Below are 12,349 nucleotides of genomic sequence, written 5' to 3' on the forward strand. Positions count from 1 at the left end.
TGCCGTTGCTACAGGGGAGGATTTGACGCTCGCGATCTTAGTCGCGGATTAGAACGAAGTTTAATGGTACTACCATTGAAAGTCAAGAGAGGGAGTTTCCTCCCTTGCTTCAGTGGACGACCGAGTGATGCGTAGTTTACGCCCCGGCCGCGGCTTTGCGGCGCGCACGTGGTTTCGGAGCCTCAAAGCGCGACAAGTAGTCGTTATGGACGCTCTTGAGGTAGTCCTCCATTTCTTTGGTGGCCCGCTTGGGATCTCGATCCCGCAGATAGCTGATGAACCTTACGCGTGACTCAAACACGTCATCGCTACGAGGCGGCCCAATGGTGTCAATGAAGTGCTCCATCACTGCTACCAAGCCGTCCATCACGGCAACGAAGATGGGATTGCCAGTTGAGCGCGCCAGAATTTTGTGGAACTGAAGGTTGATCCGCGAGCGGCGCTCGTAGTCTCCGGCACGCCCGGCCTTGCGTGCGTCCTCAATGTTTTTCTCCAGTTCAGCAATGACCTGTTCGGTGCATCGCTCGCAAGCGACGGGAACAATGGAGGCCGTGAAATGCAGGCGCGCCTCGGTCAGTTGCATCGGGGTCACCGAGCCGAGCTGGAACATGTCTTGGAAGGCCGTCGATACGGTCGTTCCGTCCGGCGCAACCAGGAAGGCGCCACCATGTGCCCCTTTGTGCAGCTCGAGCACGCCGGCCATTTCGAGGCCGCGGATCGCTTCACGGATTGTATTGCGTCCGACGCCCAGCTTGATGGCCAGGTCACGCTCGGAAGGCAGCCGGTCTCCAGGACGAAGGTGCCCCTCGACCACAAGGCGGCGCAACTGAGCCATGACCTCTTCGAAAGCACGGGATGTTTGAACGACCTCGAACATGGTGTCTGATTTTTCCTTTTTTAGCATCATCCCTCCCGAAGGACGTATTCCGTCTACAGTCATTGGATCGCCTTGATGGCAGGCAGCCCGCCCACACGGCCCAAGCAATGTTAATGGCAGACCATTCTACCATTGCAAAGTTTGACGATCTTTGGCGGAGGGTCCTAGAGCAAAGGGCTATTCCGGCACGATTCCGGCGGCCTTCACCATCTCTTCCGTACTCTTGCTTTCTGCCTGAATGGCGCTGGTGAGTTCGGAGCCGGCACTCGCCACCAACTGCAGCCCGGTCGGCGTCAGGTGCCGGGCGGCGAACGTGGGATCCTTAAGGATCGCGCGAACCTGGTCGCCCACTTCTTTCACGATTGCCGGCGGCGTGTCTCGCGGTGCGAACAGTCCATACCAGATGGACATCCGGGCATAGGGAAAGCCCTGTTCTGCGACCGTTGGCACATTGGGGTAGCCGGGCAGGCGTTTATCGCCAGTCACTGCCAAAGGGCGGAGCCGACCGGCCTGAATAAAGGGATTCAGAACCGCGGAACTGCCCAAGCCCACCTGGACTTCGCCCCCTAACAGGGCGGTCACGCTTGGCGCGATGCCGTTGTACGGGATGTGAGCAATCCCGATGTGCTCGCGGTGATTCAACGTGCCGAACAGCAAATGGGGCAGGCTTCCGTTTCCATACGAGCCGTAGTTCAGTGCGATGCCGTTCTTGCTGCGTGCGAGTTTGACGAACTCGGCCAGGCTGTGCGCAGGCAACTGAGGATTGGCTACGACCAGTTGGTCCGATTTCACCATCATTGTGATGGGCGCGAAGCTGCGATCCGGGTCATACGCGAGAGAGTGATAGAGATATCGATTCCCCGTCATCGTCTGGTTCACGGTGGCCAGCAGCGTGTAGCCATCCGGGCGGGCGCGTGCGACGAAGGTGGCGCCAATTGTCGAGCCAGCGCCCACCTTATTCACGACGATGACGGGTTGGTGCCACTTTTCGCTGAGTACTGCAGCCACTTGGCGCATCAGCACATCCACGCCACCGCCCGCAGGGAATGGCACTACCACCGTAACGGGCTGATCTGGGTAGGCCGCATGCGCCACTCCCGCTCCAGCAAGCGTCAAGCCGATCGCAAGTTTCCTGAACATTTGGGTCTCCATGTTGTTGACGACAGCCACTTCCAGCTTTGTCGTGCTCTTGTCAGATTGACACAATGGTACTACCATTGACCGAAATTAAACAAGGCGGCGTGGAAGCTCGAGGCTCGAGGTCCCGCTGAGACGTGAAGCAATCGAACCGGAGACAGGCGATGGCTCGGAGACAAATCAAAGCGGCGCGACTTGGGGTGGCGCTGACCAGCGGTCTGAAGTGGTTGGGAGAGTGCGTGATTCTCTGCGCGGTGTCCTGGTCCGTTCATGCGAGCACACCCTAGCCGCATTGCCGCGAAATCGCAAATGAAAGTCTGACGTCGACCGTGAGCGGCAGCGCCATGGCGTAGCCGTCGGGAAGACACACACCTGAACCTAGTGCATCGAGTTTTGGAGGAGAGTTGGCATGACAAATAGTGCATCGCGCAAACAGGCGCCGGTGGTGGTCGTTGGCGGTGGCCCAGTTGGCCTTGCGCTGGTTGGTGACCTGGGCTGGCGGGGAATCCCCGCCGTCCTGATTGAACGTGGCGATGGTTCTGTCTTCCAGCCGCGGATGGATATGGTCGGCGTGCGGACAATGGAATTCTGCCGTCGCTGGGGCATCGTCGACTGGGTTGAGAACGCAGGATACAACCGCGACTATTCCCAGGACTATGCCTGGGTTTCCCAACTGCACGGCGGTTACGAATTTGGCCGCGAGCATTTCCCGTCCGTACGCGATGAGCCAAAGCCTGAGCAAAGTCCTCAGAAACGTGAACGTTGCCCGCAGAACTTCTTCGATCCCGTGCTCTCGCGTTTTGCGAAAAGCACAGGGAATGTTGAGATTCGCTACGAAACGGACTATGTCTCCCACGAGGAGCACGCCGACGGCGTGACGCTGACGCTGCGCAACCTGCGTACAGGCGAACAAGAGACGCTGGAATGCCAATATCTCGTTGGCTGCGATGGCGGGGCAAGCAGTGTCCGGCAGGCGCTTGGCATCAAGATGAGCGGTGAACCGGCGCTGACCTACACGACGAACGCCATCATCGAGTGCGAAGGTCTGGAAGCTCTGCATGACAAGGCGCCCGGCTATCGCTACATCTTCATCGGGCCGGAGGGCACCTGGGGCACGGTGGTCGCAATCAACGGCCGCAACTGGTGGCGCTTCTCCATCGTGGGCGATGGCAACATGCGCACGTTGAACGAGGATGATGTTACCGAAGCCTTCTATCGGGCGGTCGGCCGAAAGGACTTCAAGTTCAAGATCATCTCCATCATGCCGTGGATCCGTCGCCAGCTCGTCGCCGACAGCTTCGGCACGTCGCGCGTGCTGATTGGGGGCGATGCGGCCCACCTCACGTCGCCGACCGGTGGTTTTGGCATGAACATGGGCATCCAGGATGCGGTGGATCTCGGGTGGAAGCTCCAGGCCATGGTCGAAGGCTGGGGTGGCCCTGACCTCCTCAAATCGTACGAAATCGAACGCCGCCCGGTATCCATCCGCAACGTTACGGAAGCGACCAACAACCTCAAGCTCATGCTGACGCCACGTCAGAAGCTGAACGCGCAAGTCTTCGAGCCGGGTGAGGCCGGAGATCACGCACGCAAGGAATTCGGCGATGCCTACACGGCCATGATGAAGCGGGAGTGGTACACGATCGGGATCCATCTTGGCTATCGCTACGAGGACTCGCCCATCGTCGTGCCGGATGGTACCCCGGAGCCGGACGACACGGTCAGCACTTATGAGCAAGTGGCTCGCCCGGGTCACCGAGCTCCGCACGTGTGGCTGACGGAAGACAAGTCCATGCTCGACCTGTTCGGAAAGGGATTCGTGCTGTTGCGATTCGATCAGAAGGTTTCCGCGGATCGTCTCATGCAGGCGGCCGCACAACGAAAGGTGCCGCTCCAGGTCATTGACATCGAAAACGAGGCCGCTCGAGCACTGTATGGCACGGCTCTCGTGCTGGTCCGACCCGACGGCCACGTGGCATGGCGTGCAGATGCTGAGCCGGCCAATGCCGCAACCATCTTGGCCAAGGTCACTGGCTTTGACGCCTCGGAAATCGAAACCAAAAAAATGAAGCAGGAGGCCGCTTAAATGAAGTTTGTATCGTTCAACAATGGTCGCATCGGCGTCGTTCGTGACCAGGAAGTCATCGATATCACGGAACTGTCGGGGATCTCGCCGGACTTCTGGCCGCCCATCGGCATGGTGCGCTTCATTGCCGAATTCGAGGCGCTGCAAAGCCAGCTTGAAACCGCGTTGACCAAGGGAGTCGCACAACAGCTGTCGAGCGTGCGCCTTGATGCGCCAGTCCGCTGGCCGAACAAGGTCATTGCCTTTCCCGCCAACTACAGTGCGCACATCGATGAGATGGGAAAAGCTGGGCGCAGCGGTGTCATCTCGACGTTCAAGGCGAGTGGACAGGGCTTCTTCCTGAAGGCCAACTCCAGCCTGAGCGGGCCGGCTGACCCCATCGTGCTGCCGCCCCTCGAGGATCGAGAGGTGCATCACGAGTGTGAATTGGGCATCATCATAGGCAAGCGTGGCCGTGGCATTGATCCGAACGATTCTCGTCCGTACATCTTTGGCTTTACCTGCTTGCTTGACATGGTGGTGCGTGGAGCGGAAGAGCGCGTGATGCGCAAATCGTTCGACACGTTTTGCCCGATCGGGCCGTGGATCACGACCGCAGACGAAGTACCCGATCTCGAGAACATTCGCCTGTCGCTCAAGGTGAACGGCGAAGTCAAACAGACCGCGAACACGCGGGACCTGATCGTGTCGATTCCGGAGATGATTGCGATGTCCTCCGCGGTCACCACCTTGGAGCCCGGTGACATCATTGCAACGGGCACACCGGCTGGCGTCGGCCCGGTGAAAGATGGCGACATCGTCGAGATCTCGATCGAAGGCGTCGGCGCCATGTCGCTTCCGGTAAAGCAGGGCAAGATCGGCGCGCATTCCGTCTGGAGTGCGAGCAAGACTGCGCTCGTTGCCTGAACGGAGGCCAAGCCATGAGTTCCCCTCAATCGGCACTTGAAGCCCCGGCAGGATACTTCGAGGCGTTGGAGCAGAAGGCGCTTTCGCCGGGTTGGGCGAAGAAGCGTCCGCAGATGTGGTCGGAGCCGCGGCCTCATTATGTGCCGGCGATCTGGCGCTATGCAGACGCTCGCGCAGCCCTCGACCGTGCGTGTGATTTCGTTTCTCCGGAGTTTGCGGAGCGCCGGAATCTGATCATGGTCAACCCCGTGCCGGAGAACATTTATCCGACGTCCAGAAACCTCGTTGCGGCTTTCCAGTTGGTACTGCCTGGTGAGACCGCACGATCGCATCGGCACACGCCGAACGCGTTGCGAATCATCCTGGATGCGGGCGGAAGCACCTACACCGTCGTGAACGGTGTGAAGGTCGACGTTGCGCCAGGTGACGTTGTGCTGACGCCCTCATGGAATTGGCACGGGCATTCCAACGCCGGCGACGAGCCAGCATTCTGGATTGACATTCTTGACGTACCGCTCGTCCAGCACCTGGAGAACATGTTCTTCCAGGATTATCCGGAGCGCAACGAGCCTGTCATTGGTCATGAACCCGATTCCGTTCTTCGCTTCAAGGGTGCCGACCTGGCGCGCGACGCACGGGAGAAAGGGACGTCCGATGTGGCGACAGGCTTCTACCAGACCATCGGCATCCAGGCCATCGGCATCTCCCGCGGGGATTCCCGCGTGATGCGCTCCCGGCGAGACAGCAGCATCTTCGTTGTCATGGAGGGGGAGGTTGGATTCGACGTGGCCGGTTTGCCCAAGGCCGATCTCTCACGCGGGGACGTCATTGTCGTGCCAGGTTGGCATGACTACAGCTACGCGGCGCTGTCGGATACGGCGAGGTTGATTCGCGTGAGCGATGAGCCTTTGTTCTCGGCATTGGGATTTCATGGGGAGCCCCCCGCGAAAGCTTAAATCCCGGAGCGCGTCACGGCGCTCAACAGACACAAAACTATAGTCGGGGAATGTTCCATTTCCGGTGACGTGGTAGGACGTCACCGGTCTTTTTGGTCCCGACAACACCGGAGACAACATCGTGACAGACCCTCAAAAGAATACAGGGCATCGATACACGCGCTACGCGTTCTTTATTCTGTGTGGCGTAGCACTATTCAACTACATCGATCGCCAGATCCTGGTCATTCTCCTGGATTCCGTGAAGCGGGATTTCGGCGTTAGCGATGCCGCAATGGGGCTGCTGACAGGAACCACATTTTCCATCTCTTACGTCCTTGGCAGCATGCCACTGGCGCGGTGGGCGGACCGCGGGGTCCGTCGCAACGTCCTGGCGTGGGCGCTGGGCGTGTGGAGCGCGATGACCGCGGTATGTGGGCTGGCTCAAAGCTACCTGCAACTCGCCATCGCGCGAGCCAGCGTGGCGGCCTCCGAATCGGCGGCCATGCCCATCTCGCATTCGATGCTCTCGGATCTCTATCCTCCAGCGAAGCGGGCAACGGTGTTTGGGATCCTGATGGCTGCGGGCGCGGGGGGTATCGCAGCCGGCCTCTATCTGGGAGGCTGGATGAACCAACACTACGGCTGGCGGATGACCTTCTTTGTAGTTGGGCTGCCAGGGGTGGCACTGGCACTCCTCCTGCGATTCACGGTGGCCGAGCCAGTCCGGCATGCTGAAGACGGCACCCGTTCCAGTGCCCTGCAGTTGATGAAGGAGCCGCTTTTTGCTGCCCTGATGGCACTCGCGGCCTTGGGGGGCGTTGCCGTCTACGCGACGCTAACCTGGTCGCCGGCGTTCTTGTTGCGTGTGCATCATCTTCAGACGGCCGAGATTGGCTGGAAGCTGGGCCTGGCGACTGGTCTTGGGACGGCGCTCGGTCATCTGGCAACCGGCCATATCGCCGACAAGCTCGCCGAACGGAGTGTGTGGTGGTACGCACGGGTTGCGTCCATCGGCAGCTTGGTGGCCATCCCATTTGGCTTTGCGTTCCTGTTCCTGCAGGACGTGACGTTGTGCATCTGGAGTTTGTTCGTACTCACCTTTCTGCTTTGTGCTTGGTACACGCCCACCTACGCTCTTGCGTTGCGTATGGCCACCAATCAGACGCGAGCTCGAGCTTCGGCATTGATCACGGCGAGCATGGTTCTGATTGGTCTGGGCCTTGGTCCCCTGGCGGTGGGTACGCTTAACGACGCGCTCGCGCCTATCTATGGCGCGGAGGCAGTGCGGTACTCGATGCTCTCGATTCTTGGAGTCATCGGTCTGATGGCAATCGGCTACTGGTGCTTTGCGGAGGCCGGTGCAAAGCGCCTCCACAACGTGTCCGTGACGGAGGGCACGGAAGTCGGCGCCGCGGCAAGTTGAGTTGGGTAGGAGTGTCCGCGATTGGCGCGAGCACTCGGAATTTTGGAGATCAAGTATGAGTAAGGCAAAGAGCCTGGGTGAACTGCTTCGGAACGACGAGGATCCTTTTGACTCGTGGGAGGCGCGCCGTACTGCAAAGAACGCAGTCAAGACATTCTTGAAGGCGGTAGCCGCAGGTGACATGGGCGCGCTTGCCGCCGCGGTGACAGACGACGTGGTCTACGAAATGCCATTTAGCGAAACGGGATCCACCGAACAGGGACGTTATCGTCAGTACCTGGGGCGTGATGCCGTTGTGGAGTTCTGGCGCGGTATGTCAGGGTCGGGCATCAAGAATGCGGGGCCGGAAGATGTTGAGCTGTCGATTCTGGGTGACGGAAGTCGATTGTTCATCGAACAACGTGGCAACATGACGATGCCGAATGGCAAGGACTATCGCAATCGGTACGTATTTCGCTTCGATGTTGAGGGCGGGCGGGTCAGCCATGTCAGGGAATATCTGAATCCCATCATCTCGGCCTACGCGTTTGACCGTCCGATCGCTAACGGCATCAAGATAGAAACTGTTTGAGTCCTACTCTGAAGAGGTTGAACAAAGGGCGCCTCGGCATCCTTTGTTGTGACTGAATGCCGACCTGATCTAGCAGAGTCGGTCACTACGCCCAAGTGATTGGCGCCTGCCATCGTGGTTCCAAATCCCGGCGTGCCTGGAATGAGACCAATGCTGAGGCAAGTAGTCAACCTTGCGATTTGGCAGGGATGCCGCTTGCTTGGCGCTAGCTTGCGTTTGTTCTGCTGCCAAGAGGGGAACCTGACTATTGCCTGGCAAGGGTCTGTTTCACTACTCACCAGCGTATCCCCTCATGAAATCATTTTTAACGATTATTAGCTAAGACTGGAAAGACACATGGAAATCAGCCGCACCATCTTTCGCGATGATCACGAAATGTTTCGCAGTACTGTACGCCGTTTCCTTGAGAAGGAATGCGTGCCGAAGCAGGTCGAATGGGACAAGGCCGGCAAGGTCGACCGCGAGACTTGGCTGAAGGCCGGGCGCGAAGGTCTGTTGTGCGTTACCTTGCCAGTTGAATATGGCGGAGGCGGGGGAGATTTCGGCCACTCGACGGTCCTAAACGAAGAGATCAACCGCCTCGGGCTTAACGCCCTCGGCTTTACTGCCCACTCGGATATCATCGCGCCATACATCGCGCGTATCGCCAATGAGGAACAGAAGCAGCGCTGGCTTCCAAAGGTGTGCTCGGGTGAATACATCCTCGCCATCGCAATGACCGAGCCCGGCAGTGGCAGCGACCTTAAGGCTGTACGGACTACCGCCGTTCGAGACGGGGACGAATACATAATCAACGGGAGCAAGACCTTCATCAGCAATGGGCTGAACGCCGATCTCATCATCATGGTGTGCAAGACGGATCCTTCAGCAGGCTCGCGGGGCGTGAGCCTCATCGTGGTGGAGTCCGCGCGCGAAGGGTTCCGCCGTGGCGGGAAACTGGAGAAGATTGGTCGACACGCACAAGATACCGCCGAGCTTTTCTTCGACAACGTGCGCGTCCCTGTAGCCAACTTGCTGGGAGAGGAGGGTAAGGGGTTCGGCTACCTGATTAGCGAACTTCCGCAAGAGCGCCTGTCCATCGCCGTGGGCGCCGCTGCCTGCATGGAGGCTTGCCTTGAGCATACTCTGACCTATGTGAAAGAGCGAAAGGCCTTCAACCAAACAGTTTGGGATTTCCAGAACACCAAATTCAAGCTGGCAGACATTAAAGCGCAAGCTATCGCCGTTCGCTTGATGGTTGACCACTACGTTAGCGAGAATTTGCGTCGACGCTTGACGCTGGAAGAAGCAGCAGTTGCCAAGTTGTTCGCCACGGAGACGCTTGGAAAGGCGCTTGATGAGATGGTTCAGTTGCACGGTGGCTACGGCTATATGCTGGAGTACCCCGTCGCGCGTTCGTTCGTTGACGCGCGCGTCAACCGAATCTATGGCGGTACTAGCGAAGTGATGCGTGACCTGATCTCACGCAAGTTGTAACGTAGTAGACCCGTTTCCTGAGGAAATCGGGTCATCAAGCCGCACCCCCTGTTGAGTAAAGTTCCGGACTTGGCTATGGAATTTATTGCAGGAGAGGTGTTGCTCAACGATCTTTAAATTCTCGGCAAGGAGCCTTGGCAAGCAACAATGCGATGCTTTCTGAGGCGCTGCCCGTCTACGAAACTGAGACGTGTCGAGCCTGCTTTCGGCTGCACCGGAATCGCTTGAAGTCAAGGCGGACCTGGCGCATCCGCATTTGTGGTGGAAGAGAGTGAGTCGTACCGTTTGAATCTTCGCGATCTGGCCTTTGCATGCAGGATGCGCTGCACGTTACCAATCGGCAACCTACGCAAAGGCGAGCGATCGCTTGAGCGTGAACGGCGGAATCAGGGGCGGGTCGACCCCTGCGGCCAGGCTGTGCTGCATGCCGAAAGGCGTGGTCTTCCCCGATATTTCGGTCTGGTTTGCCACGCTGTTGCACGTGGGTTGGTATTGGACCTGAGGTGGTGCGGCTATTGAATGCCGAGTGATCGCGCGAATGTAAGCCTTGCTCAGTAAGTATTAGGCGTGCTGCAACTACTTTGGTCGCGTACCGGATTATTTTTGCCTGAAAAAGTGGAAAGGGCGCCTCAGGCGCCCTTTCTTATTTTGCATGCCACGCCTACCGGTGCAGGCGCGTCGCAATCAGAACTTATGACGCAGACCGGCAATGACGCCTAGCTGGCTGGCTCCAACGGTTGTGGTGCCGAATCCCGAGGTGCCTGGAACAAGGCCGAGGTTGGCCGCGCCCTTGTTCTTCGTGTAGCCGACATTGAGGTAGACGTCAGTGCGTTTGGAGAACGTATAGTCTGCTGACGCGACAAAGAGCCATGCATCGGAGCTGCTTTTCGCAAAATCCTGATAGTAGGCGGCGCCAGTCAAGGACACGGCCGGCGTTACCTGCCACGCAAGACCTGTCCACCAGAGGTTCGATCGTTGTACGGCACCTGGTTGCGCACCCGCTAGCGTTGCGCCATCCAGGGCATTGGCCCAGCGATAGCCTACATAAGCCTTGCCATCCGTGAAGGCATAGGTGGCAGCCACAACCGCGCGCCGCGTCTTCGCATCGGGATTCGTGGTGAGCGTGCCGGTGCTGACTTCATCGTATGCAGTTCCGAAGCTGACGGGGCCTGTTGAGTATGTCAGGTTGAATCCATACTGCCGCCCAAGTTTGCTGTTGCCTGGGACTTCGCTGCCATTCACAGTGGTGCTGTCTGCGCCAAAGCTGTACATGGCAGATACGCCCAGACCACCAAATGTGCCCGTGTACTTGATGGCGTTGTCGGAGCGCCCGGTAAACGCTGCATCCTGAATCACGATGGAGTAGCGGGGCGCTAGGACCATGGGGTCGAAGTTGCCGGCCATGTCAAAGATCAGATTTTGCTGGCGGCCGAGATAGACGCTGCCCCAAGCATTTTGCAAGCCTAGGTATGCCGAGCGTCCAAACAGGCGGCCTGCGTAGCTTAGGACGCCCGTATCGTTCGCGAAGCCGCTGTCGAGCAGGAAGATGGCCTTGAGTCCTTGGCCGATGTCCTCCACGCCGCGAATTCCCCAGCGAGGGCCGGACAAACCGCCTGAGTCAAGCCTTGTCACGCTATTGCCGCCACCGGCCTGGTGATTCGCAAATTCGATGCCGTTGTCCACCACGCCGAATAGCGTGACGGAGGACTGCGCCATTGCAGAGCCTGCGCACATTGCACCACAGGCCAAGACCAAAGCTGTTCGTTTCATTCGTCTCCCCATTTTTGAGATGTACCGCGTTGGCCGCGGATGGAGAATTATCCTATGGAAGAATGGTAGGACCAAGCAGTGTAAACACTAGGTGGCAGATGCCGTGACTTCAGTGAGGCGTCGCAGGAGTTTAGCTCGCATCTTTTGTGTGGTGCGGGATTGGCTTGTTGTTGCTTAAATTGGAAGTAAACCCCAATGGTCCTACCAATAAATGTGATATAGCTTGTCGATCTATCAATAGGAAGACAACAAGGAGAAGGCAGCATGAAGGCAGCTGTACTGAACGCCGTTGCTGGTGGCTTCGATATCGAAGACGTGCAGCTCGGTGGGCCACGCGCCAGTGAGGTGTTGGTAGAAGTCAGGGCCGCAGGCTTGTGCCATTCCGACTTGCATCTGGCGGAGAACGACTACGGCATCCCGTTGCCCGCAGTACTCGGTCATGAACTGGCTGGTGTAGTTCTCAGCGTCGGTCCGGATGTAAAGGATTTTCGGTTGGGGACCATGTTGTTGGATCCCTGGTGCAATACTGCGGCCATTGTATGCACTGCGTTGGTGGCAGCACATGGCTTTGCGACAGTCCCGAAGAAACGCTCAGAGCAACGGATCAGGCTCCGCGCTTGCTCCGTGCCAATCGACCGCTGACGCAGGTATTCGGCGTCTCGGCATTCGCCGAATGCGCGCTCGTTCATTCTCATCAACTCGCACGCGTTCCCACGGACATGCCTTTTGCTGTCGCCTCGCTGCTGGGGTGCGGCGTCATCACGGGGGTCGGTGCCGCAATTAATACGGCGGGCGTCCGTCCTGGAGATAGCGTTGCCGTTATTGGCATCGGAGGTGTCGGTCTGAATGTTGTTTCCGGTGCCCTCTTGGTTGGGGCGGCTCGCATCATTGCCATCGACACGCGGCCAGAAAAGGAGGTGCTCGCGAAGCAATTCGGTGCTACGGACTTTGTTGATGCGGGTCGAGGTGATGCTGTTGAAGCCGTGAATGCTTTGGTCCAGGGCGGCGTCGACCACGTGTTCGAGGTTGTAGGACTGCGAAGCACGCTCAAGCAAACAATCAAAATGACTCGGAAGGGCGGCGGAATGTACGTGATTGGGCTGCCGAAACCCGGCTTGAGGTGCACGCAGATCTGATTCGCCGGCAAGTAACGATTAAGGGCGTG

At 58.5% G+C, this 12,349-nt stretch carries 11 protein-coding genes; 8 read left to right on the forward strand and 3 right to left on the reverse strand.

Annotation, left to right across the window (positions count from 1 at the left end; all coding sequences use genetic code 11):
* Positions 1–136: 136 nt before the first annotated feature.
* Positions 137–877: a FadR/GntR family transcriptional regulator gene (locus AC1RWI_RS09920; RefSeq protein ID WP_492866019.1), complete on the reverse strand. Its 741-nt coding sequence runs from the start codon at positions 875–877 to the stop codon at positions 137–139.
* Between the two features lie 177 nt (positions 878–1,054).
* Positions 1,055–2,017 carry a Bug family tripartite tricarboxylate transporter substrate binding protein gene (locus tag AC1RWI_RS09925; protein ID WP_492866021.1) on the reverse strand — a complete coding sequence of 321 codons (963 nt, stop codon included), beginning with the start codon at positions 2,015–2,017 and terminating at the stop codon, positions 1,055–1,057.
* Between the two features lie 406 nt (positions 2,018–2,423).
* Here AC1RWI_RS09925 and AC1RWI_RS09930 point away from each other — a divergent pair, with 406 nt between their 5' ends.
* From AC1RWI_RS09930 to AC1RWI_RS09955, 6 genes are all read left to right on the forward strand, one after another.
* Entirely contained in the window at positions 2,424–4,100 is a 1,677-nt protein-coding gene (locus AC1RWI_RS09930) for an FAD-dependent oxidoreductase (RefSeq protein WP_492866023.1), read from the forward strand.
* On the forward strand, positions 4,101–5,006 hold the full coding sequence (locus AC1RWI_RS09935) for a fumarylacetoacetate hydrolase family protein (protein WP_492866025.1): 906 nt from the start codon (positions 4,101–4,103) through the stop codon (positions 5,004–5,006).
* A gap of 14 nt (positions 5,007–5,020) precedes the next feature.
* Complete coding sequence (locus tag AC1RWI_RS09940; RefSeq protein ID WP_492866027.1) at positions 5,021–5,962, forward strand: cupin domain-containing protein; 942 nt, start codon at positions 5,021–5,023, stop codon at positions 5,960–5,962.
* 121 nt (positions 5,963–6,083) lie between these two features.
* Positions 6,084–7,367 (forward strand): spinster family MFS transporter, encoded by a 1,284-nt coding sequence (locus AC1RWI_RS09945; protein ID WP_492866029.1) that lies wholly within the window; start codon positions 6,084–6,086, stop codon positions 7,365–7,367.
* 55 nt (positions 7,368–7,422) lie between these two features.
* Positions 7,423–7,938 (forward strand): nuclear transport factor 2 family protein, encoded by a 516-nt coding sequence (locus tag AC1RWI_RS09950; RefSeq protein WP_492866031.1) that lies wholly within the window; start codon positions 7,423–7,425, stop codon positions 7,936–7,938.
* A 336-nt stretch (positions 7,939–8,274) separates the two neighbouring features.
* Positions 8,275–9,414, forward strand: coding sequence for an acyl-CoA dehydrogenase family protein (locus tag AC1RWI_RS09955; protein WP_492866033.1), 1,140 nt, complete (start codon positions 8,275–8,277; stop codon positions 9,412–9,414).
* A gap of 684 nt (positions 9,415–10,098) precedes the next feature.
* On the opposite strand, the gene AC1RWI_RS09960 is transcribed toward AC1RWI_RS09955, so the two are convergent.
* Positions 10,099–11,184: a porin gene (locus AC1RWI_RS09960; protein WP_492866035.1), complete on the reverse strand. Its 1,086-nt coding sequence runs from the start codon at positions 11,182–11,184 to the stop codon at positions 10,099–10,101.
* 264 nt (positions 11,185–11,448) lie between these two features.
* Here AC1RWI_RS09960 and AC1RWI_RS09965 point away from each other — a divergent pair, with 264 nt between their 5' ends.
* On the forward strand, positions 11,449–11,826 hold the full coding sequence (locus tag AC1RWI_RS09965) for an alcohol dehydrogenase catalytic domain-containing protein (RefSeq protein ID WP_492866037.1): 378 nt from the start codon (positions 11,449–11,451) through the stop codon (positions 11,824–11,826).
* Entirely contained in the window at positions 11,802–12,320 is a 519-nt protein-coding gene (locus tag AC1RWI_RS09970) for a zinc-binding dehydrogenase (protein WP_492866039.1), read from the forward strand. The genes AC1RWI_RS09965 and AC1RWI_RS09970 overlap by 25 nt, the downstream gene beginning before the upstream one ends.
* The last annotated feature ends 29 nt before the right edge of the window (positions 12,321–12,349 follow it).

This window comes from Cupriavidus sp. MPR-AND1C (genome assembly GCF_058809705.1).

Coding starts and splice junctions, on each gene's coding strand:
- AC1RWI_RS09965 (WP_492866037.1), top strand. CDS start 11,449: ATGAAGGCAGCTGTACTGAACGCCGTTGCTGGTGGCTTCGATATCGAA.
- AC1RWI_RS09925 (WP_492866021.1), bottom strand. CDS start 2,017: ATGTTCAGGAAACTTGCGATCGGCTTGACGCTTGCTGGAGCGGGAGTG.
- AC1RWI_RS09960 (WP_492866035.1), bottom strand. CDS start 11,184: ATGAAACGAACAGCTTTGGTCTTGGCCTGTGGTGCAATGTGCGCAGGC.
- AC1RWI_RS09935 (WP_492866025.1), top strand. CDS start 4,101: ATGAAGTTTGTATCGTTCAACAATGGTCGCATCGGCGTCGTTCGTGAC.
- AC1RWI_RS09920 (WP_492866019.1), bottom strand. CDS start 877: ATGTTCGAGGTCGTTCAAACATCCCGTGCTTTCGAAGAGGTCATGGCT.
- AC1RWI_RS09955 (WP_492866033.1), top strand. CDS start 8,275: ATGGAAATCAGCCGCACCATCTTTCGCGATGATCACGAAATGTTTCGC.
- AC1RWI_RS09940 (WP_492866027.1), top strand. CDS start 5,021: ATGAGTTCCCCTCAATCGGCACTTGAAGCCCCGGCAGGATACTTCGAG.
- AC1RWI_RS09930 (WP_492866023.1), top strand. CDS start 2,424: ATGACAAATAGTGCATCGCGCAAACAGGCGCCGGTGGTGGTCGTTGGC.
- AC1RWI_RS09950 (WP_492866031.1), top strand. CDS start 7,423: ATGAGTAAGGCAAAGAGCCTGGGTGAACTGCTTCGGAACGACGAGGAT.